Source organism: Paenibacillus sp. S33 (assembly GCF_053615415.1).
On record NZ_JBSIEZ010000001.1, the window covers coordinates 532,882 to 554,440 of the forward strand.

The 21,559-nt window shown below is 43.2% G+C and carries 21 protein-coding genes and 3 pseudogenes; 11 read left to right on the forward strand and 13 right to left on the reverse strand.

Annotated elements, in window-relative coordinates:
* Positions 1 to 285: 285 nt before the first annotated feature.
* A pseudogene (locus tag ACWGXJ_RS02385) lies at positions 286 to 456 on the forward strand (transcriptional regulator); the annotation flags it as partial.
* Between the two features lie 407 nt (positions 457 to 863).
* Here ACWGXJ_RS02385 and ACWGXJ_RS02390 read toward each other — a convergent pair.
* From ACWGXJ_RS02390 to ACWGXJ_RS02405, 4 genes are all read right to left on the reverse strand, one after another.
* Positions 864 to 1,961, reverse strand: coding sequence for a GerAB/ArcD/ProY family transporter (locus ACWGXJ_RS02390; RefSeq protein ID WP_452566082.1), 1,098 nt, complete (start codon positions 1,959 to 1,961; stop codon positions 864 to 866).
* Positions 1,962 to 1,989: 28 nt separating this feature from the next.
* On the reverse strand, positions 1,990 to 3,216 hold the full coding sequence (locus ACWGXJ_RS02395) for a Ger(x)C family spore germination protein (protein ID WP_452566083.1): 1,227 nt from the start codon (positions 3,214 to 3,216) through the stop codon (positions 1,990 to 1,992).
* Between the two features lie 12 nt (positions 3,217 to 3,228).
* Positions 3,229 to 4,845: a spore germination protein gene (locus tag ACWGXJ_RS02400; protein WP_452566084.1), complete on the reverse strand. Its 1,617-nt coding sequence runs from the start codon at positions 4,843 to 4,845 to the stop codon at positions 3,229 to 3,231.
* Between the two features lie 389 nt (positions 4,846 to 5,234).
* Positions 5,235 to 5,729, reverse strand: a complete 495-nt coding sequence (locus ACWGXJ_RS02405) for a MerR family transcriptional regulator (protein ID WP_061830029.1) — start codon at positions 5,727 to 5,729, stop codon at positions 5,235 to 5,237.
* A gap of 172 nt (positions 5,730 to 5,901) precedes the next feature.
* On the opposite strand from ACWGXJ_RS02405, the gene ACWGXJ_RS02410 reads away from it, so the two are divergent.
* Positions 5,902 to 6,753, forward strand: coding sequence for an aldo/keto reductase (locus ACWGXJ_RS02410; RefSeq protein WP_069290953.1), 852 nt, complete (start codon positions 5,902 to 5,904; stop codon positions 6,751 to 6,753).
* A gap of 249 nt (positions 6,754 to 7,002) precedes the next feature.
* Positions 7,003 to 7,125 carry a hypothetical protein gene (locus tag ACWGXJ_RS02415; RefSeq protein ID WP_452566085.1) on the forward strand — a complete coding sequence of 41 codons (123 nt, stop codon included), beginning with the start codon at positions 7,003 to 7,005 and terminating at the stop codon, positions 7,123 to 7,125.
* 90 nt (positions 7,126 to 7,215) lie between these two features.
* On the opposite strand, the gene ACWGXJ_RS02420 is transcribed toward ACWGXJ_RS02415, so the two are convergent.
* Positions 7,216 to 8,208, reverse strand: coding sequence for a YiiG family protein (locus ACWGXJ_RS02420; protein WP_322172648.1), 993 nt, complete (start codon positions 8,206 to 8,208; stop codon positions 7,216 to 7,218).
* Between the two features lie 445 nt (positions 8,209 to 8,653).
* On the opposite strand from ACWGXJ_RS02420, the pseudogene ACWGXJ_RS02425 reads away from it, so the two are divergent.
* Positions 8,654 to 8,818: pseudogene (locus ACWGXJ_RS02425) on the forward strand (transcriptional regulator); the annotation flags it as partial.
* A gap of 182 nt (positions 8,819 to 9,000) precedes the next feature.
* On the opposite strand, the gene ACWGXJ_RS02430 reads toward ACWGXJ_RS02425, so the two are convergent.
* Positions 9,001 to 9,519, reverse strand: a complete 519-nt coding sequence (locus ACWGXJ_RS02430) for a DUF3231 family protein (protein WP_452567851.1) — start codon at positions 9,517 to 9,519, stop codon at positions 9,001 to 9,003.
* Between the two features lie 155 nt (positions 9,520 to 9,674).
* Between ACWGXJ_RS02430 and ACWGXJ_RS02435 the strand changes: the two genes are divergently transcribed.
* Entirely contained in the window at positions 9,675 to 9,923 is a 249-nt protein-coding gene (locus tag ACWGXJ_RS02435; RefSeq protein ID WP_322172646.1) for a WGxxGxxG family protein, read from the forward strand.
* A 179-nt stretch (positions 9,924 to 10,102) separates the two neighbouring features.
* Here ACWGXJ_RS02435 and ACWGXJ_RS02440 read toward each other — a convergent pair whose 3' ends face one another.
* Entirely contained in the window at positions 10,103 to 10,747 is a 645-nt protein-coding gene (locus tag ACWGXJ_RS02440; RefSeq protein WP_452566086.1) for a hypothetical protein, read from the reverse strand.
* A 278-nt stretch (positions 10,748 to 11,025) separates the two neighbouring features.
* Positions 11,026 to 12,042 carry an SPRY domain-containing protein gene (locus tag ACWGXJ_RS02445; protein WP_452566087.1) on the reverse strand — a complete coding sequence of 339 codons (1,017 nt, stop codon included), beginning with the start codon at positions 12,040 to 12,042 and terminating at the stop codon, positions 11,026 to 11,028.
* Between the two features lie 523 nt (positions 12,043 to 12,565).
* On the opposite strand from ACWGXJ_RS02445, the gene ACWGXJ_RS02450 reads away from it, so the two are divergent.
* Positions 12,566 to 13,381, forward strand: coding sequence for a DUF2935 domain-containing protein (locus ACWGXJ_RS02450; RefSeq protein ID WP_452566088.1), 816 nt, complete (start codon positions 12,566 to 12,568; stop codon positions 13,379 to 13,381).
* Between the two features lie 132 nt (positions 13,382 to 13,513).
* Here ACWGXJ_RS02450 and ACWGXJ_RS02455 read toward each other — a convergent pair.
* From ACWGXJ_RS02455 to ACWGXJ_RS02465, 3 genes and pseudogenes are all read right to left on the reverse strand, one after another.
* Positions 13,514 to 13,672, reverse strand: a pseudogene (locus ACWGXJ_RS02455) (alpha/beta hydrolase family protein); the annotation flags it as partial.
* Between the two features lie 11 nt (positions 13,673 to 13,683).
* A complete protein-coding gene (locus tag ACWGXJ_RS02460) occupies positions 13,684 to 14,049 on the reverse strand; it encodes a cupin domain-containing protein (RefSeq protein WP_452566089.1) in 366 nt (121 codons plus the stop codon).
* A 17-nt stretch (positions 14,050 to 14,066) separates the two neighbouring features.
* Complete coding sequence (locus tag ACWGXJ_RS02465) at positions 14,067 to 14,609, reverse strand: GNAT family N-acetyltransferase (RefSeq protein WP_254350819.1); 543 nt, start codon at positions 14,607 to 14,609, stop codon at positions 14,067 to 14,069.
* Between the two features lie 176 nt (positions 14,610 to 14,785).
* On the opposite strand from ACWGXJ_RS02465, the gene ACWGXJ_RS02470 reads away from it, so the two are divergent.
* On the forward strand, positions 14,786 to 15,640 hold the full coding sequence (locus ACWGXJ_RS02470; RefSeq protein ID WP_452566090.1) for an aminoglycoside 6-adenylyltransferase: 855 nt from the start codon (positions 14,786 to 14,788) through the stop codon (positions 15,638 to 15,640).
* On the forward strand, positions 15,624 to 16,217 hold the full coding sequence (locus ACWGXJ_RS02475; protein WP_452566091.1) for a dienelactone hydrolase family protein: 594 nt from the start codon (positions 15,624 to 15,626) through the stop codon (positions 16,215 to 16,217). Before ACWGXJ_RS02470 ends, ACWGXJ_RS02475 begins: the two co-directional genes overlap by 17 nt.
* A 147-nt stretch (positions 16,218 to 16,364) precedes the next feature.
* Here ACWGXJ_RS02475 and ACWGXJ_RS02480 read toward each other — a convergent pair whose 3' ends face one another.
* The gene (locus tag ACWGXJ_RS02480; protein ID WP_452566092.1) at positions 16,365 to 17,054 is read right to left on the reverse strand and encodes an ArsR/SmtB family transcription factor; all 690 of its coding nucleotides are present in this window, start codon (positions 17,052 to 17,054) and stop codon (positions 16,365 to 16,367) included.
* 116 nt (positions 17,055 to 17,170) lie between these two features.
* Here ACWGXJ_RS02480 and ACWGXJ_RS02485 point away from each other — a divergent pair, with 116 nt between their 5' ends.
* The 3 genes from ACWGXJ_RS02485 to ACWGXJ_RS02495 all read left to right on the forward strand — a co-directional run bounded on the left by ACWGXJ_RS02485 (position 17,171) and on the right by ACWGXJ_RS02495 (position 21,092).
* Positions 17,171 to 17,791, forward strand: coding sequence for a flavin reductase family protein (locus ACWGXJ_RS02485; protein WP_452567852.1), 621 nt, complete (start codon positions 17,171 to 17,173; stop codon positions 17,789 to 17,791).
* 152 nt (positions 17,792 to 17,943) lie between these two features.
* Complete coding sequence (locus tag ACWGXJ_RS02490; RefSeq protein WP_023986774.1) at positions 17,944 to 19,236, forward strand: homocysteine synthase; 1,293 nt, start codon at positions 17,944 to 17,946, stop codon at positions 19,234 to 19,236.
* 191 nt (positions 19,237 to 19,427) lie between these two features.
* The gene (locus ACWGXJ_RS02495) at positions 19,428 to 21,092 is read left to right on the forward strand and encodes a CoA-disulfide reductase (RefSeq protein ID WP_250267323.1); all 1,665 of its coding nucleotides are present in this window, start codon (positions 19,428 to 19,430) and stop codon (positions 21,090 to 21,092) included.
* Here ACWGXJ_RS02495 and ACWGXJ_RS02500 read toward each other — a convergent pair.
* On the reverse strand, positions 21,077 to 21,445 hold the full coding sequence (locus tag ACWGXJ_RS02500) for a VOC family protein (protein WP_452566093.1): 369 nt from the start codon (positions 21,443 to 21,445) through the stop codon (positions 21,077 to 21,079). The genes ACWGXJ_RS02495 and ACWGXJ_RS02500 overlap by 16 nt on opposite strands.
* Positions 21,446 to 21,559: the final 114 nt, after the last annotated feature.

The following is a 21,559-nucleotide window of genomic DNA, read 5'->3' on the forward strand; positions in this document are numbered from 1 at the left end:
GTATTAAAGTATCTGTCGCGTACTTGTTATCTCGGCTACTTTCTTCTACCAAATCTTCTACCGAAATACGGATATTTATACTACCTGCGGGAAGCTTATTTCTAATAAAGCGGGCTATAGAAGCCTTATTTCAACGCACTCGTAATGCGTAGGCCGGGGGTTCAATTTTCTTCACCAGCACAGCGCGGCTTCCAAGCTTTTTGGATGGCGCGCTTTTTTATGATTCTGGACAATCTTCTTTGTTTTTAGAAAATATGGAATTCCTATGCGAAGGGTGGCTATGGCATGAAGTATACACCTACGATACGAGCAGAATTAGACAGATACTTAAAACAAGAGGGCATGAGTCTAACGCAATTCGGGCATATAGCAGGCATGAATAGGGGAATAGTAAGTGCTATTGTGACAGGGAATAAGTCTATGTCTGTTAACCAGATAGATCGCATTACTGAGGCTCAGATAAATAGTTGTAAAATGACAAGACATGCTGATTTGGGTGCCAACCTTTGGCAGCATGTCTTGGTAAGTGTGAGACGTGTACTGGAAGCCCTAGTCGCTGTGAGCGACCAGTCCGGTCACGTCTTTTTGCTTGGCAAAGGCTTTGGCGAACGTCTATACAATCAATTCGTTGTCGTTATGTTCGCTGAGTTGGTGGGCTACAATTTCATTGTTGAATTATCTTTAATCGCAGATAGATATACCCAGCAACCCCCTACACGATATTGCGTGATATCTGTGACCCATTTTTGATTAGGTTTGTGCGCCTTGAAATCCTGTTTTAGCAGGTTTTTCGCCACACGACCTTCCGTAGAAGAAGTTTCAACCGGTGCGTAAAATCAACATGCTCATGACTACAGTAGCTGCTAACTATAAGCCCTTCTCTTCTTCTTCCGAATTAGCATGGTCAGGAAAAGGAGGACAGGTAGAGCAATCTGAAAGATAGGCCAGATTTGAATCAAAGCAACATTAAGACCGAACCACAAAAATTCGGTTAACCTTGGGGAGAGAAACGTAAGGCCGTATATGATAATGCTCAGCAACAGTAACGCAGGCTTATATCTAAAAGGGGTTATTGTTTGAAGTCCAATAACGGCACCAAACATAAAACCAGCTGTTTTGACTCCGATTCCAATAAATAGAATCATCGAAAACAGAACATCAGCTCTCTCGAATGTTTTTGGTAGCTGAATAAGTTGTGTAACCTCAAATAAGGGATAGGTGCTTGATGCTGCCCATTTCGGACCTAGAACTAGGATTGTTAGCTCATTCATTACAATAAGGAACACAGCAGTGATCCAGTAAACAATGACGATCGACCGCTGTAATTTACGTTTATCCGTGACAAGCTTGAACAGCACAAGAAAAAGAATCGTCTGACCGAAGGGAAAAGATATGATCTCGGGAATGGCAGCCTTCACTACGGGAGTTAAACCGTTCTCCAATACAGGAAACAAAAACTCAAAGTGAATGAGTCCCGTAAAAGGAGTAAGCAAGAGTAAAGTGCTGTAACCAAAAAAAAGCAGAAGAAAAAATATATGACATAGAAGGAACCAGACTCTCGGCCCAAACCATACCACATCGGCACAGACAATTAATGCTATAAACGTAATAACTTCGGTAGGGGTTCTGTTCAGCAATGTCAATGCGCCGAGCTCACCCATGTCTCTGACATTCCTGGAAGCTTCATAAGCAAAGTAACTGATGAACAGAAGACCACCCAGACTACCAACCCATTTTCCCCAATAATGGCATAGGAGTTCATACAAATCCCGGTGTGGGTCAAGCTTATGCATGTATAAATACATGATTAGCAGGACGAAGCCTGCAAGTGCACCGATCAGCATGGCTAGCCATGCATCCTGCTTGGCTTTAGCTCCCAATAGGAATAATGTTGTACTGCCAACCTGAAACAAGGAGAAAGCGATAACTAACCCGGATACCCTGGTGACGGTTTTATTCATACTGTTTAGGCCCCTTTTTACAAATGGGTTAGGTTTGACTTCCGATATGCTTCTGCAGGAGTCCAGGACGCTTAATCCGTGCATCCACTCGAATGTCCAGTTCTATCCTCTTGAATTCCTGTTCCCAGTCTTTTTTCACTGTGTTCCACTCTTTTGGGAACCTCCGGTGAATCCGGTCAGCGAAACCAGTTGCATCTACCCCAAGTTCCTGGAGTTTATCCCAGCCCTCATTTATCGTACTGATCACTTCTTTTGCAATCTCTTTTTCCATATCATGTATGGTTTTCATCTTAGAAATATCCTTAGTGCATGTTGTTTCACTTAAAGTCCCGTTAATTTTCACTCCAACCTGCATAGTGTAATGAGAACTCGTTTTTTGTGGTGTGATCTTCACATTAGTTGAGTTTACTAGCAGGGAAGAGTACATTTCCCTACTGGGTTGTTCGTCGCATGGGAACGAAACTTCAGTATTGCTAACCTTTTGAGACAGATAAGATACTCCCAGACTCTCTTTCTTGTTGAGAAATCCTTTAAGCTTTCCGTTTTGGAATATCGCCAATTTAGTCAATGCCAGTTTGAGCGGGGCCGAGGTTTTTTTGAAGACATCTAGACTCTCTGCTTCCTGCTCGTTCTGGTAGTCTCTTTCTCCGATCAACTCGGCGACAGGTACCCCGATGGATTTGGAATCCGAGTTCATGCTTAATACAAAATCATATACCCTGACTTTTGGAAACATCGATAACATATTACTCTCTTTGTCGACTAATTCAGCCATAGCGGCGCCTTGAAGTTTTTCAGGCGGCAACAATTTTTTTATTAGATCGGATGCTAATCCGTCCGTTACAATCATATTGACCATCTCTCTCGCTTCCGTATTACGAAGATAAAAATCGATTAAACGGTCCATTCCCTTCTCAGCCGCTCTTTTGCCGATAAATACAACACGATTATGTGCTACGTAAATTCGTCTTGATGTTTTTAGATTGCTGTACGATAACGCCTGGCTATAGGTTTTGGACTTTACAGAGAATACATGGAATGCTGGTTGAGAAGACCCTCCGGTTCCTCCTCCGGTACCACTTGCAAGGGCGGAGGGAACAATAAGCTGATAGGACACCATCCACTGTCCATCGTCCATCATATCTACTCCTGTAGCTGCAGTTACCCACAGCTCATTCAGTTCGACTCGGTTCCAGCAACCCGGCAAAATGAATAATATGACCAAGACCCAAATCAACCTGCCTAATTGAGACATATCGATTCCTCCTTACGCCATGGGATCTCGGCCGTGTTCCCCCGCCTGTTCTGCAAATGATTCCTGTTCCGTTGCCTGCTTTACTGGATTGGAATCCCCAATCATTACAGGCCGCTTCTTCATCTTCCACCTAGGTACACGCACAAACAGGTCTTTCATATTGCTCTTATAGAAAGGTGCGAGCGGCATCATATAAGGAACGCCAAACGAATTCACAGATACTAATCGAACGAGGATGGGAACCAAGACTGACAAAACGCCGTATAACCCCAATAAACCTGCCATTAGCATAAGTCCAAATCTGAGCAAACGAACAGACCCAGCCATACTGAATGCAGGTAACACAAAGTTGCAGATGGCTGTGAATGATACCACAATGACCATAGCTGCGGAAACCAATCCCGCCTGAACGGCAGCTTGTCCAAGAACCAAAGCCCCAACGATAGAGATTGCAGGCCCTACGGCACGAGGCATTCGTACTCCTGCTTCGCGGATGACTTCGAAGGTGAGCTCCATTATCATTGCCTCAAGTAGGGCTGGCAATGGTGTATTTTCTCTCTGTGCAGCTAAAGTGATGAGCATTGTTGTAGGTAGCATTTCCTGGTGAAACGTAGTTGTTGCAATAAAGAATGAGGGTAAAAGCAATGCCAAGAAAAAGGATGCCATCCGAACGATCCGAAGAAAAGATGCTAGATCATAACGTTGGTAGTAGTCCTCACTGGAAGAGATGAACCGAAAGAAGGTTACGGGAGCAATCAGGGCAAATGGGGTCCCATCAACCAATATCGCTACTTGCCCTTCAAGCAAGCTGCCTGCTACAGTATCCGGCCGCTCGGTGTTAACCATGGTTGGAAAGGGTGTCCATACCCCATCTTGAATAAATTCCTCGATATATCCACTTTCGAGAATACTGTCAGTGTTGATGGAGTCTAACCGTCTGGAGATTTCCTTAACCACCTCCGGATCTGCAATGCCTCGAATATATGCCACCGATACCTTTGTCTGCGTGTATGATCCGATAATTCGAGAATCAAAGTGGAGTTCAGTTGATTTGATCCTTCTCCGGAGGAGTGCGATATTGGTGGAAATATCCTCGGTAAACCCTTCTTTAGGACCGCGAATTACTGTCTGCGATGTTGGCTCCTCAACAGCTCTTTTAGCCCCGCCGCTGATAGAAGCTGCAAAGGCCTTGGATCTGCCTTCGACGAGGAGAACTGCCTGTCCATAAAGAACGGCATCGATAAGTGATTGCTCATTTTCAAGGCAAGTGATACCCCCAATAGGGATAAGACTCATCAACCAACTTTCAGCATTACGATTAGAGACATCTCCATTTCGAATACCTGCAGTGAGTTCCTCCAACAGTGTCGTTAAAATTTGTTGATCAATCAAACCTTGAAGAAAACCTACAGCGAGAACCGGATTGCCCTGTTCATCGTTCAAACAACGAAGGTTGAAATCCGTGCTATGTCCTATTTTCTGCTTCAGTAGGGTCATGTTGTCCTTAAGCGTGATACTCAGCTCTTCGGATAGCTCAGTCGATTTTTCGTCATTAACTGGCTCAAGGCTCGTGCCACTATTAGATCGTGAAGGCTGCTTAAATAGCCATTTTTTTAACTTGTCAACCATAGAAATACAGTTCCCTTCTAGTTAGCGGTCAATTGTAATATGCTGCTATTCCACGATTTATATGTACTGTTCTTGTAAAAGATGGTTGCAACCCAATCCATTGCAACTATGATTACAATTGTGGAGGCCCCTGTTGCCTAACGACGTATTGTAGTCTACAGGCTTATTCATACTGAAATATATTTTAAAATCCGCAGTATTAGAGCAACAGAAGTAATTTAAGATATAAGTTTAGAAAAAAGCAGACTGACTCTAGAAATTGAAACAGCGACAGCAAAGGACGGAGAAAATAAAGTCCTAGACTGTCGCTGTTTTCATTGAACTCACGCTTCTGTGTTAGTGCAATCTAGACTGATGTAAATCTTGTTCCTCCTAAGCTAACCAGGAGTTTAAAAAAGAGTATTTTCTTCGAGCAGTTGTGTTTCACGTAGATCTCTAGCCTTCCGAACAGAGGGCGAGTAAAAAACGTCACTATGCATATGCTGAATTTTATCCCAGTTGCCAGGATTGGTCGTGTCTGGAGAACGGTGTTCCAGAATGGCCTGATATAGGGCTGTTTTTTGTTCCAAATGGGCAACGTGCTGTTTGGCTTCTTCGAGCTTAACGAGCGCCGCTTTCTTATGCTCCATCATGAGTGTGTAGCGTTGCGGAATGGTCGAATCCCCTTCGAGACAGAAATCGACGTACATTTTAATGACTCCAATCGGCATCCCGGATTGCTTGAGACATTTGACGCCATGTAACCAGTTGATCGATTCTTCGTCGAACATCCGAATGTTGTTTTGATTGCGCTGTACGCTTGGTACTAGGCCTTTATCCGTGTAAAAGCGTACAGCGTGCTCGGTGAGTCCCGTTATCTGGGCGGCTTCTTTGACTGTATACATGTGGAATCCTCCTTGGAAAAGTAAATTTTTTTGAAGACGGCTTGACTTCGTGTAACACGAAGGCGATAGGTTTATTGTAATGCAGGTCGACCGTAAGCGGAATCCCACTGAGGTGCCCGATTTCCCAGTTCCGCGGCCGTTTGCTTTACATTTGAACAATGGGAGGAATAGAATGCAAACCGTGACATTAAACAATGGTGTGAAAATGCCGATTATCGGCTTTGGTGTCTACCAAGTTCCAGATATTGAAGAATGCGAGAACGCCGTATATGAAGCGTTGATGGCTGGTTACCGCCTGATCGACACCGCCGCCGGTTATCTGAATGAGGAAGCGGTCGGTCGTGCGATCAAGCGCAGCGGCGTACCGCGTGAGCAGCTGTTCATCACGACCAAGCTATGGGTTCAGGATGCCGGCTACGAGAGAGCCAAGCTCGCATTTTCCAAATCCTTGAAGAAGCTGCAACTCGACTATCTCGATCTGTACCTTATTCACCAGCCGTTCGGCGATTACTACGGTGCTTGGCGTGCGATGGAAGACCTGTACCGCGAAGGCAAGATTAAGGCGATCGGTGTCAGCAACTTCCTACCCGACCGCCTTATGGACCTCATCGTTCATAACGAAATCGTGCCCGCCGTCAACCAGATCGAAACGCACCCGTTCTACCAGCAGACAGAGAGCGCAGCTTTTATGAAAGAGCAGAGAGTTCAACATCAGTCGTGGGCCCCGTTCGCTGAGGGACTTAACAACATGTTCAGAAACGAAGTGCTGGTCTCGATCGCAGAAAAACACAAAAAATCCGTCGCTCAGGTCGTATTGCGCTGGCTTGTTCAGCGTGAAGTCGTTGTAATCCCAAAATCGGTGAGAAAAGAGCGGATCGTTGAAAACTTTGACATTTTTGATTTTGAGTTGAGTGCGGACGATATCGAACAAATTTCGACCCTCGATACGCGGGAAAGTCTTTTCTTATCGTACCGCGACCCGGAAGTCGCCAAGATGATGGGCAACTGGAGAGTCGATCTGTAAACCTTGAATCGAACCGTAAACTGATCACGCGTTTATCCTCATCTATAAAGAAAGGACAGGGCGGTCACCTCTGTCCTTTCTTTACTTGAATAGACCCTTGGATTCGCTTTTCTGCTTTATAATGATGCCATCTTTCGCTTAATCATAATAAAACCTCCTATTAGAGCAATTATTTAGTGTTCTCTCCTGTAATTGAATCGCCAATGTTTTTTAACACTTTTAAATCTTATTGAAAAGGTGTGGATAAAAATGTTGGAAAAATCGGTACTGCTGCTTATTGTGGCTAGCTTTTTGTTTATGGTTAATGTGCCGGATCAAGCTTTTAACCACCATCATAGCATTCCCCCTCAAGTTACCATTGGAGAAATTTAAAGCAAAAGCCCTGCTAACCTTATGGTTGGCAGAGCTTTTTCGTTACCGGAACTCCGTATTTGTTTTCGCAGCCCCTATCGTTAGATACGCTTAATTTATTTCATTATATCGTTCGACTGCCTTGCTTAGCTTATAATTGAAATTCTCAGGTGTGCCATCCGTAGTGTTCAGGAACTGGCCGTTCAGGTCAGAATCAGATACAGGTTCCTTCTTATTGATGCGTTCAATGATTTTCGAAGCAGCCGCTTTTGCCTCAGTGGCTGAATCAACATAGTTCCTGATACTGAAGCTGTTAATCCCTTCTTTTTGAACTCGATTCTTGTCTTTTGAGATTGTCATGAGCGCACTCAGATCTGCGGTCATAATGTCGTATTTGGCTTTAAACTTCGTCATATCAAGCTGCAGCACATTGTCGGCGGTGATACCCTGCTCATCCATTTCAATGGCCGTAGCCTCGGCATCTATCATGAACTTCAAGGCATTATATCTGATCTGCTGGTCTGAATCCTTGAGTTTTTGCAGTTCAGCCAGACGCTGCTCGTTACCCAACTTTTGCATAGCCGTGAAGTATTGTTTGGAGACAGTCTCGTAAGCGAGATTGGCACTTACCAGCTTGGTATGCAGCTGTTTTCCTTTTGCGAAATCATCATCCACGTAGCCTTTTGTATCATAGTAGGTTTTCATCTCGTCCAGGACGGACAACAGATCATTGATGACCGGTGTCAGTTTGATCACTACGGGGTCTGCGTTCGCAAAAGCAGGTTGGCTTGCGGTATAGCCGTTCGCTTTATCAATAACTTCCCGCTCAGTTTCAGCAACGCCGAGCATGATGAAGCTGAAGTTCTTCTCGATTACAGGCTGTGAATCAACTCCGAACTTCTCAAAATAATGAACCAGAACCTCATTGATTCTGCCTGTCATCAAGTTATTCAGCCTCACATACGCATTGTATTTTTCGATTTCTTTGCTCTCGCCGGACGTAACACCTGCAGACGCTTGATCCACGGTGGATGTAATGGCAGAACAAGCCGACAACATTGCACCTAACATGATAATGGCAATAAAGAATGATAGCTTTCTCAAAATAGTGATTCCTCCGACTGAGTAATTTAACGTGCTTTTCTTTTGTAAGATGTCTGAATAGGAGAGGGAACAACTGACCTCTTCTGGTCGATTAAATTCCCTCTTCGCCGCATATCAATGTTGATTGTGAAACAATCTATTCAATTTTAAAATTATTTGGTGAATAGGTCTTGAGACTTGAGTAGCATAATTTTATAAATTTCTTTGTTGTTGACGATTGTTCTGCCAACTTCCTAAAAGCTTGTATTCCATTGGAACTGTCCTGCTCGTTAGCTAACGTTGCCGTTCAGTCTACTAGTTTCAGCAGGCCGCGTAAGATGCCGGCTATTAAGGATCTGGAGATAAAGACGGGGAGGCGCACAGAGGACATAAAAATTAGGCTGCTTGCTTTAGAACAAGATAACTATATTTATGGAGCGGATAATTCTACACTACGGGACTAGGTTATCATACACTAAATAATGAGACTTATTTTATAAACTGCTTGGGCTTGTTTTTACATTTTCGGGATTATGTGGTTCCTGAAACCAAAGCAGCATTTTTAAATTTTATTGAAAAGGTGTGGATGACCAATGTTGAAAAAAATGGTACTGCTGATCTTCGCGGCTAGCTTTTTGTTTATTGTTACTGTGCCGGATCAAGCCCTTAACCACCACAATAGTATTCAGCCTTACGTTACCATCGGAGGTGCTTAAACGTAAGCAAAGCAAATCCCCGCAAACCTTAACTGGTCGGCGGGGATTTTTGTTGAACGATCTAAGGAACAGTGTGTTGAAGAATTATGCTGGAATTTTAGGCTTTAACTGGTTCAGGTCTTTTTAATTGAAGAGGGGGAGGAATTAGCCAACCCTTTTCTTTGTTCATTTTTAGAATACGGACTCCCAAAGCAGTCTTAGTTAGATGATATTTCGCAAATAAAGCCCCGATGTCTTCTCTAATGGATTGACCCATAGCTTGGCTGCAAGATGTCAATCCTACAGAGGTATCTGATGCGATTTTAGCTGCGATTTCGGGATCAGTAAACCTTGCACCAACCGGGATATCCTCAAGTTTTACAGGGGGTCTTTCAGGCAAAATAGGAGCTGGGGCAATCCCATTATCAGTAAGCATTGCGTCGCATTCTTGGATTTCTAGTTTAGCTTGATCAATAAGATCATCCAGTACTTTTTTGAGCTCTTTGTCTCCTGCGTGGTTTAAACATGCTTGGTAAAATGAAACGCTGCCTTTCGCTAACGCTGAAAACTGCCACACACTATAAACTTCTCCGTAATGCATGGGCTCGTCTTTTGGATTCCCACTTAGGATACCCATTATAAAAACCACTCCTTTTTTAATTTTAATGATGTACAAATTTATGATTCCCAGTAGTGAAGATTTAATGTGTGTATAAGAAATAAGTTCTACTGGGCATCCTAAATACATTAAAAAAATGATTGCAAACACAAATTTAAAGGAGTGGTTTAGGTATGTTGAAAAAAATGAAGATAATGGTTGTTGTTGCATTAATGATTTCAAGCTTTGGAGCGGCAGTAGCATTTGCTGAAAACAGTCAAAACAATATGGGCACAAACGACAATGGTAGAACACAAATGCTAACTACTAATAATAATGATGACGATAATGATAATGATAATTGGGGATGGCTTGGTTTGTTGGGGTTAGTTGGATTGGCAGGTTTAAAACGTCGCGAGCCTGAAAACCACAATAAAAGATAATCGTAAATAACAACTCAAAAACATCTTAACAATTCCCGCTAACCTAACCAGATTGGCGGGGATTGTTTTTATTCGAACTATGTCTTTAGACGGAAATATCGGCAACCTTTTGGTTTGACACTACCAGTTTCCTGAAAATTTTAAGTGAGCGCTATAGACGCTGCCAAGCACATTAAAATTTATTGATTTTCCTTCGTGAGAAAAGAAGCTGCTAACAATGTAGTATTCGTATAGCCACCTGAAACATTTTCATATGAAAAATTAGCGATAGGAACTCCAATAACTGTAGCAACGTCTCCTTCAAAAATTTCTACACTTGCTCCCGGATAAACTGCCATTACTGTATTATCATTTTCATCACTAATATAAACGATCGCCGTTGTCCCTATAGGAATGTTATCTTCTTCTATATCTATTACATCCCCGCTTATTTTTACAAATTTGTTTAAGTATAAGTTCACATTTTTATTTAAGTGTTTTGTTGTTACGGATTTATCTACTAGATTAATGACTTTGCTTTTATCTGTGGAAGGAAATAAGTCACTGTTTTTAACAATGAAGTCATAAGAGGTTTGTTCCATAGAAGCTTGATCTTCTGTTAACACGGGTGTTCCATCCTTCATGAATTCGGCAAATAAATATTGCTTATCTGTGACCTGATTATCTGTAGAAGCTTGCTGAGCAGTATTTTCATTGCTTGTTGTTTGTTCAGGAGCAAAGGATGTACTTGAAGACCCAGACCTTGTCGTTGTTTCTTTAAAATTGCTTCCACAAGCTGTAAGAGCTACAGAAAGTAGAGCAATGAATAGAGCTTTTTTTAACATGACGAATTCTCCTGTGAGTGTCCTCATCGGTTGAGGTAGTTGCTCATTTTATCTTGTTATCTTTATTATCGAATATTAATGTTGAATACATAAGCAAAGCACAGCTTCCAGACTTTTTGGAAGCCGTGCTTTTTTTATTGAAACTAACGATTTGCAAACCTTTAGTCTAGAAAAAATGTATCGTCCAGTATAGCAGTTTGGGCGTGATCTCGAGATTACAGTAAATGTAAAGAAGGACTTCATCGGCATGTTAGCCGACATGAAGCCCTTCACTATGTTTATTTAGTTGAATATTCGCTTACTTCAAATGTGAGAATTTTGTTGAAGATTACGTAGTCTTTGCGATTGCTGAATGGACCTTTGTTGTTATTATGCTTGTCAATGGCAAAGAAAGAAGCACCTCTACCAGCATCTTTAGCGTCATACCAAGCGATGAAGGCATTGAGTTCTTTTTTACTCAGATCGAATTCTTTATCAAATCCATTGTCCATCGTTACAGTCAGAATGGCGCGGTCACCAGTGGGTTGGGAGGCCCCATCGGTATCTGACGGATCAGGCTTTGTAGAAGGATCAGGCTTTGTAGAAGGATCAGGCTTTGTAGATGGATCTGGTGTTGTAGAAGGGTCAGGCTTTGTAGAAGGATCTGGTTTAGTAGATGGATCCGGTGTTGTAGAAGGATCAGGCTTTGTAGATGGGTCAGGTGTTGTAGATGTACCCGAATCTTGATAAGGTAAAAATCCTTCAGGAATAGGATATTTAAAATCGCTTGCTCCAAAATTAGCTTCGTAAGTCATATATCCACCAGTTCCATTCATGACCATCGGGAAGACCTGTGTTCCTTCTAGTTCAGATGGTTTAACGGTGTTGGCTCCTAGGAAAACGCCATTCTTGTACCAAACAATTTTATCGTTATCTAAGTCCAGTGCAACACCGATAACATCATTAAGTCCAAACGTAGGACCGTAAGCTGTTCGTACATCTGATGCAATATTATTTATAATTTGACCACTATAACCGTAGTATGCTTGATATTTCGGACCAGATTCACCTGTTATTCCTACTAATGAAATACTGTGGCTAACCTTTACTTCCCAATACCATTTTCCTTTTGTTTTTCCTACTGTCGCTTTGTCGCTTTGTCCTACGTTCCCAAGAGTAGTTACTACAGACCCGTTTTTCCAAGTTACATTAGTAGTCTCAGCTTTTGTAACGGTAGGGAACAATGAGAACACCGAAGCTCCAATGAGAAGGGCTAACACTATTGTTCCTAGTTTTTTGAATATAATATTTTTCATGACTTCCTCCTAAATATATGTAATAACAAGTGAATTATAGAATTAGATTGGGATAATTGTCCAAACATTAAATGATATATATTAAAATATGAGTATTATTATGGAATTTAATTTTTTCCAGAGGAACGTAGGTCGTCGAAAGTATAAAGGCACTAGTCATTAGATTGGAGATTTCGAAGAAACATCCGATTAAGCTTGGCATTTGAGGATTATGGGGGAATAGTAGAGGGGGTTAAGCCAGAATCAGTTAAGATAGCGGGTAAAATTTTTATGCGAGACCAGCTTGAATTTCGAATAGACCTAGTATCAGGAGAGGACCCAGAATGACTAATAACTCCGACGGTCAATAGCCAGTATAGAGAAATATTTCACGTACATAAATAAGGCAACAGAGTTACGAGTCACAATAGCTCAACTTCGGAATTAGATTAGTATGATGCGCAGGATTCAATATTCATAATGACAAGGCATATCCCATATGACTAAGTAAGTGCTTTTTTGCTCACATAGAGGAGGGATATGATTGGATGCATTCGTTTCACGCTCATTAGATGAAATACGATTTTGGTCCAGGATTATGAAGGAGCATTCATTTTTTCTGGGGTTAGGTTTTCGAGCGGAAGATACTCAACTTAAAACAGAAGCCAATCGGTTCTACGCCATTTTTGAGGATATTGAGAAAAGGTCGCATGAATTTAATACCGAGACAGATCCTTATACAATCAAAGAGTTTAATACGGAAGTTCAGAATGCGGCGACGAATATTTGGGCATTTAAGAGAATGGTATTGGGCCTTATATTACAATGCAAACTTCCTGGGCAAACCAATTTTCCTTTACTGGTAGATCACGTAAGCCGGGAAGCCAATTATTTCAGAAATCGTTTAGGGGAACTCAATTCAGGAAAGCTTGAACCATTACCTGATGCAATTATTGATGAAAATGTATTTTTCTTAAAAATCATGGCTGATCACGCAAAATTTATAGGCCATTTGCTTGATCCATCCGAGCGTAAACTGGTTGAACAAGCTAGGGAGTTTAGTAATGATTTTGATATGCTGATGTTTCAAGCGATTGACCTAAGTCATATGCGGCCACAGTCACAAACCGTTCCACTCCTGAGTCAATTTGTTGATGAGAACCGTGTCTCTGTGAAGTCCTTGCGAGATTTTAAGAAAACAGCGCGTGATTTAATCGACGAGTGCCGAATAAAAAGCATTATCCATCCTTTATTGGCCGATCATGTATTTCGTGAAGCGGAGAGGTTCCTTTTTATTCTCGATATGTTTGATCAATCCTTATCAGGTGTTAAGGTGAACAAGAAAGAGATCATGCACTGAGAGTGCCCAGCAAAAAGAGTACAGTTTCTGTAAAATATCCAGTGAAAATAAAGCTTTAGACTGAACAAAAATCAAACAGCGGCAGACTAGACTTGAAAAATAAAGTCTTAGACAGCCGCTGTTATCATTCAACTAACGTGTATGAGTACATAGAAAATCCAATATGTCAGCATTAAGCATCCTATGGAAATGCACGCGATCAAAGCCGGGAGGGTCTTGCGATGGGAGAAAGGCCGGAGTCCTCATCGATTCCGGGAAAGGACTCAGAAAGGAGAAATGTCCGGCGTTTTTACGGTATATATTTAAATCCAAATATCATTGACTGCCGTTAATTCTGACTCCGCTCCCCCAGTATTTACTACACCTCTCGGTTCTACTAGCATGATATGGCACTCTTCATGTGCGAAAGGCTTGTGTTCGACTCCCTTAGGCACAATAAACATTTCTCCCTGAGAAACCTGTACCCGTCCATCTCTAAAATCAATGAACATCTCGCCTTCAAGTACAAAAAAGAGCTCGTCGGTATCTTGATGATCGTGCCATACAAAATCCCCAACTATTTTCACCAATTTAAATTGATAGTCATTCATTTCACCAATAACTTTCGGAGACCAATGATCACTAAATTTAGATAACTTTTCATGCAGTTTGATTGATTGATACTTCATAATACCCTCCTTTTAAACTAGATATCCTCAGACGGATTTATAATCGCCAGTACCTGGTGATCCTCCCACTTTCCGTTGATCTTTACGTTGCTTCGAGAGATGCCTTCTTTGTGAAAGCCAGCCTTCTCAAGCACACGGATGGATCCTGGATTCCGAGGAGAGGCTTCCCCGAAGATCCGGTGAAACTTTAGCTCATCGAAAGCATAGCGAACCACCTGCTTCACCGCCTCCGTCGTATAACCCTTGCCGTTATATGCTTGGTCTAGGCTGTATCCGATCATACAGCTCTGAAGCGGTCCTCTCACCACAAAAGATAGACCTATGCTGCCTATAATCCGGTCGTCCTCCTTGTGGCATACCACAAAGGAATATTTCCGATCCTCCATCATGTCGGTCTTGCTCTTAATAATCGTCTGGAGCTGGTGCTCCTCCGTATAGTACTTCTCTTGGTTGCTTGGCGAAAACTTTTCAAAGAATTCCCGATTGCGCTTGTACATTGCTGTCAATTCTGCGGCGTCCGTCTCCTCAGAGAACCGGATGTATACTTGCTGCTCCGACATCTGCACCATCCTTCCAAACTGTAATATTGAAAGAATTATATCACAGGCTGAAGATTGGGAAATTGATTTGATGATTGGTGTATATCAGGCAGCATTCCTTTGAATGTTAACTAAAAATATATACCGTAATTATTGGATTGGATATAATGTTTTCTAAAAAAGGAGGATATATTGTAATGAATAATGCTTACGAAGTGCTTGAAGAGCGTATATCCGAATGGGGACTCTCTAATGAGGAAATTATTGCGGTTTATATCGTTGGGTCCCGGGCAAGAGAGGACAAACCTTTTGATGAGTTTTCTGACTTGGATGTAGTCGTCTTTTCAACGAATCCAGATTACTATCTTCAAAATGATCAATGGTTGTTAAGCATCGGCAAGGTTTGGACCAGCTTTATGTTTCGAACGGCAAAAGGAGATCCGGAAAAACTAGTTCTCTTTGACCAAGGGGCTGAGGTTGATTTTCTATTCCGTCATACTTCTGACCTGGATCATATAATCAAAAATGGACGTATTCCTGAAGGATTTCACCGGGGGGTCAGGATGCTGCTCGATAAGACGGGAAATGGAAACCACATCATCCCTCAATCCACAACGATCCCGGATACTCCTCCGATATCTGAAGGTGCTTATCTACAGGTTGTTAACATGTATTGCTTCGCCTCTCTCTATGTGGCTAAACAAATTTTGCGCAATGATCTGTGGGTAGCTAAGCAAAGAGATATGGACTGTAAACAATTATTGCTGCAAATGATAGAGTGGCATGCAAAAGCTGTACATGGATCGGAATATGATACTTGGCATGCAGGGAAATTCATAAATGAATGGGCTGATCAAGATGTCGTTGCTGATTTGAAAAAATCTTTTGGGGAATATGATCCCAATCATAGTTGGGAAGCACTGGTCGTATCCTTTGAGTTGTTCAAACGATTATCCTCGGAAGTGGCAGCTAAGTATAAATACGCGTATCCGGATGAATTATTTCCCCATATCCAATCCTGGTTAGGGGGACAACATGATAAGCATAGATAAAAAGTCGGACACCCTAATTGTTGTGCTGCATGAGATTTATGGGATTAACCAGCATATACAAAATTTTTGTAGCTTATTATCAGATCAGGGTTATGACGTCATTTGTCCAAATTTACTAGGCAAGGAAACGCCTTATGACTATTCGCAAGAGGAAACTGCCTACACCAATTTTATGGAGAATGTAGGATTTGACCGCGCTTTCTATCATATCGAAAGTTTATTATTAAGTATTCGAGCTCGTTATAAAAAGGTATTTATCGTCGGATTTAGCATAGGGGCAACGATTGCCTGGCTGTGTAGTAAAGAAAAGTATGTTGATGGAATCGTAGGATACTATGGCTCTCGTATTAGAAATTATTTAGAAATAGCTCCACATGGTCCAATACTGCTTTTTTTCCCACAGGAAGAACCATCATTTAATGTGGATGAGCTCATTTCAACTTTAGACAACCGTAATATCCGGGTACATAAATTCAGTGGACAGCACGGATTCAGTGACCCGTACTCTCCCCGATATAACGTACACTCAGCTCAGAAATCATTTAAAGAAATGGTAGAGTTCTTCAAGGAAGGTTGATCAATGAACAGCTTCACTTGGTTAGATGATAGTAATGATCGGTTGAACAATTATGCCTATGTCCGTCCAATGACGAGAAAACAACTGGCTTTGTCTCCAATCATAAAATCCAATGCGGAATAAGAAAAGGACTAGAACTATGATGATCTAGTCGACTTCTATCGAAAGTATCTCTTTAAAACCTCTTTTACCATCGGCAGTAACACGTATCGCTCGGGTTGTGGGCAGACGCTCGATCCAATGTAATTCGAATAATCTGTCTAGAACAGCACTTCCTAAAGCACCTGCAAGGTGATGGCGTCGTTCACTCCAATCCAGGCATTTATGTGAGAAGGAGCGGCGCTTTTGTCTTGTTTTTTTTAGATCAATCTTAAAGTCAGTGAAGAAAGCCTCTCCTGGTTCCGTGATATGAAGCCCGTCCTGATCTTCGAAAAGAATCCCCTTTTGAATGAAAAAATTCATGAGCTGTACGCCTAATTGACCCGCAACATGATCGTAGCAAGTTCTTGCCAACCGTAGGGCCTCGTTTTCAGAGGCATGTTTGAATGAATGGATAGGGACAGGCGGAGCTATAGATAAAAATGACTCCATCACCCGGGCAACTTCGGGGTCTTGAATGCCATAGTAACGGTGCCGCCCCTGTTTTTCCACAGTAACGACTTGTGCCTCGGTCATTTTTGCCAGATGGAAGCTGGCTGTTTGCGGTTTGATGCCTGCCATATGGGCCAATTCACTTGCCGTGTGGAATCTGCCGTCTAATAAAGCGGTGAGTATAGCTGCACGGGAAGGCTCGCTAACAAGAGAAGCAATCATGGCTACATTTGACTTGGTACTCATGGCACGATTATCCCCCTTTGTAATCCATACTTCGATGAAGGTTGAAATATTTATATTTTACAATAGGGAGGTAGATCTGAATAGAAGGAGAAGAGATGATGAACCCAATACATCAGATGAATGAGATGAAACATAGCCCAGATGTTATAACGATTAACCCTAGCATTTTATATTACGGAACCCCTGTAATTTTACTCAATACGCTGAATGAGGATGGAACGACCAATATTAGCCCCATTTCCTCCTCGTGGGCATTAGGAGATTGTGTGGTACTAGGTATTGGAACAGGTGGCAAAGCATTAGAAAATATGGAGCGGCATCCCGAATGTGTAATCAACGTCCCGGGCCCTTCGATGTGGGAAAATGTAGAACGTTTGGCTCCTTATACAGGCAAGAATCCTGTTCCAGCGGAAAAGAAGGAAAATGGATTTATGCACCATAAAGATAAGTATGAGATCAGCGGACTAACTTCGATGGAGTCGAATAGGGTCAAGCCCGCCCGAATCAGGGAGTGCCCTATTCAAATTGAAGCCAAGGTGAAGGATGTAAGAATTCCTGACCATTCTCCTTATTTTGCGATCGTCGAAACTCATGCTATCCAGGTGCATGTTCATCAGGATATCATCCTAGATGAGAACCATATTGATCCGACAAAGTGGAGCCCACTCATCTATAATTTCCGCCATTATTTTGGTCTGGGTGAGCATTTGGGCAAAACCTTCCGATCTGAAACCTGATATTTCAACAAAATAATAATATCCTACCTGAATAATAAGAATTATCTTCCCAAATCGTTCTTTTTGTGCGAGAATGATTGAAAAATCATCCATGAGTACGCATACAGGAAGAGACGATTCATACAGCACGTATAACAAGGGAGGAAATAATCATGTCAGAAGAACGCAAGCTGTCATTCGAAACTCTCGCTGTCCATGCCGGACAACAAATTGATCCTACTACCTTTGCCCGCGCCGTTCCGTTGTATCAAACCACTTCATATGGATTTCGGGATGCGGAGCATGCGGCTGATTTGTTCTCGCTGAAAGAATTCGGCAACATTTATACGCGTCTGATGAATCCGACCACGGATGTATTCGAGCAACGGATCGCCGCGTTGGAAGGCGGGGCTGGTGCGTTGGCAACGGCTTCGGGAGCAGCGGCAATTTCCTTCTCCATCCTGAATATTGCGGGAGCTGGGGATGAAATTGTGTCGGCCTCCAGTCTGTATGGCGGTACATATAATCTATTTTCTACAACACTGCCGAAATTGGGCATTAAAGTACATTTTGTCGATTCGGATGACCCAGAGAACTTCCGCAAAGCCATTACAGATAAGACGAAGGCATTATTTGCCGAAACGATTGGCAACCCACAGGGCAATGTGCTGGATGTGGAAGCTGTAGCGGCGATTGCGCACGAATATGGTATTCCGCTGATTGTGGATAACACGTTCCCAAGTCCTTACTTGTTGCGTCCTATCGAATACGGAGCGGACATTGTTGTGCATTCTGCAACGAAGTTTATTGGCGGGCACGGCACGTCTATTGGTGGGGTGATCGTGGACAGCGGCAAGTTTGACTGGAAAGCGAGTGGTCGTTTCCCGGGGCTGACTGAGCCGGACCCGAGCTACCACGGAGTTGTTTACACCGAGGCGGTGGGACCTATCGCGTATATTATCAAGGCACGGGTCCAATTGCTGCGGGACTTGGGAGCGGCCATTTCCCCGTTTAATTCATGGCTGCTGCTTCAGGGCTTGGAGACACTTCATCTGCGGCTGGAGAGACATAGTCAAAATGCCTTGAAGGTAGCGCAATATCTCGAAGGCCACAAGGATGTGGAGTGGGTCAGCTACACCGGGCTGCCAAGCCACCCGTCCTATGAATTAGCTCAAAAGTATTTGCCGAAAGGACAAGGAGCAATCCTGACCTTCGGTATTAAAGGTGGAAGCCAAGCGGGAAGCAAGCTAATTGCGAATGTAAAGCTATTTTCTCATTTGGCGAATGTGGGTGATTCCAAGTCTTTAATTATTCACCCGGCAAGCACAACACACCAGCAGTTGAATGTGGAAGAACAGGTCGCTGCCGGAGTCAAACCAGAGCTGTTACGCCTATCTGTCGGGACAGAAGCGATAGACGATATTTTGTACGATCTGGAACAGGCGATCGCGGCCAGCCAGCAGTAGTAGCAGTAGACCCTTCTTAGACTAAGTGTGACAGAGCAATCGTGTAGCATCGCAAGTGATTTTCCGACCCAGATCAGTATTCGTCCAGAGTTTGATCAGGCGGGGGGCAACCTCCGTCTTTTTTTGCGTGTTGACATCATACCCCCATAGGTATATATTATACCCCGTAGGGTATATGAGGAGGGGAAGAAATGGATAGGAAAATAGTTATTATTGGCGGGGTAGCAGGTGGAGCTTCTGCTGCTGCGAGATTGCGTAGATGGAATGAGGAAGACGAGATTATTCTGTTTGAACGCGGAGAGCATGTTTCTTTTGCGAACTGTGGCCTTCCCTACTATATTGGCGGGACAATCCATGCGCGGGAGAAGCTGTTTCTCCAGACGCCTCAAGGGATAAGAGACCGTTTTAATATAGATGTGAGGGTACTGAAAGAAGTGATACAAATAGACCGCGAGCAGAAGCTCGTCCGCTTCCGCGATATGATTACAGGGGAAACAGATGAGCAGCCGTACGATATTGTGGTATTGTCGCCGGGAGCCAAACCGATGATACCGGACATTCCCGGATTACATGAAGCTGTGAATGTATTTACATTAAGAAACATTCATGACACGGACGTTATTAAGGCATATGTAGATGAAAGACATCCCCAGCATGTCACGGTGATCGGGGCCGGATTTATTGGGCTGGAGATGGCCGAGAATTTGCGGGAGCGTGGACTTGCAGTAACTATTATTGATATGGGTCAACAATTATTGAATCCGCTGGACCCTGAAATGGCCAAATGGGTAGAACAGCATATGAGGCTGAACGGGGTGGAGGTGCGTTTAGAGGAAGGAGTCACGGCTTTGGAAGAGCAGGGTACACAACTTCGTTTGACCTCCGGGGGTGTGCTTCAGACGGACATGGTTATTCTGGCGATCGGTGTTGTTCCTGAAAATGAGTTGGCCAAGCAAAGCGGATTGGAACTTGGTTTTCGCGGCGCCATTCAGGTCAACGCCCAACTGCAAACCAGCGATCCGGCCATTTATGCGGTGGGGGATGCCATCCAGGTCAAAGACCGCAATCATGGGTTTGCAACGATGGTATCACTAGCTTGGGGAGCCAATCGTCAGGGGCGTTTGGTAGCGGATCATATTAACGGTCAAGCCATTTCTTATGATGGGGCGCTTGGAACATCCGTAATTAAGACCTTTGCATTGACTTCAGCTTCTACAGGTAATAATGAAAAAACATTACAGCGGCTGGGCGTTCCTTATCAGGCTGTTCATATTCATCCTGGTTCACATGCCGGCTATTACCCTGGCGCATCACCCATTGCTATGAAGCTGCTCTTTAATCCTGAGAACGGGATGATCTATGGGGCGCAGGCTGTTGGAGCTGATGGAGCAGACAAAAGGATTGATGTGATTGCGACGGCTATTCGTGGTCATTTGAACGTCCGTGAGCTGGCTGATATTGAACTTGCTTACGCACCTCCCTATTCTTCAGCAAAAGACCCTGTGAATATGGCGGGTTACGTGGCTTCGAATATCATGGATGGGCTGGTCCAAACGATACAGTGGCATGAAGTTGATGATTTTCACCGCAATGGTGGTCTTATAATTGATGTAAGGGATGCGGTGGAGCTACAGGCAGGAGCCATTCCAGGTTCTGTTCATATTCCTCTGGCCGAGATTAGAGAGCGGATGGCAGAAATCCCTAGTGATCTGGAGATCGCGGTATCCTGCCAAGTCGGTCTGCGAGGCTATATTGCGGCCCGAATTTTGACTCAATACGGTTATCGGGTGAGGAACGTTGATGGTGGCTATAAGACGTATTCGGTTATGGCTGAACGTGATCATCTCTTAAAATAGTTCATCACCCATCCAATCTGGTTGAGATGATCCGTTACTTCGCCGTGCAGCGCCCCAAAGAAAGTATCTTGTAGCTCCACGGTAACGGTACCTTTTTCTGCTAGTGCGTGGTAAGCTTGCTTAAGCTCGTCCTCACTTTCACAGTCAAGAATGATTTGGACATGCTGCGCTTTGAGCGGTTTACCGTAGGAATCTGAAAAATGGATATGACTGCTACCCAGGTGAAGTTCAGCGTGCAAGAGTCTGCCTTCCTGCTTGTTTAGCACTTTGATTTTCCCACCTAACATCGATTGGTAATAATCAATGGACTGCTGCACATCGTTTACAATGACAAAAGGACTTGCACTTCTCATGGGATCATTTCCTTTCATGTCTTTGGTGTAGGATCGCTACTGTACATTATTTACGTTATCCGCAGGGTTTACCCCTTTTCTGATCAAATTATGGCTTGGTTCACTGTGTGACGT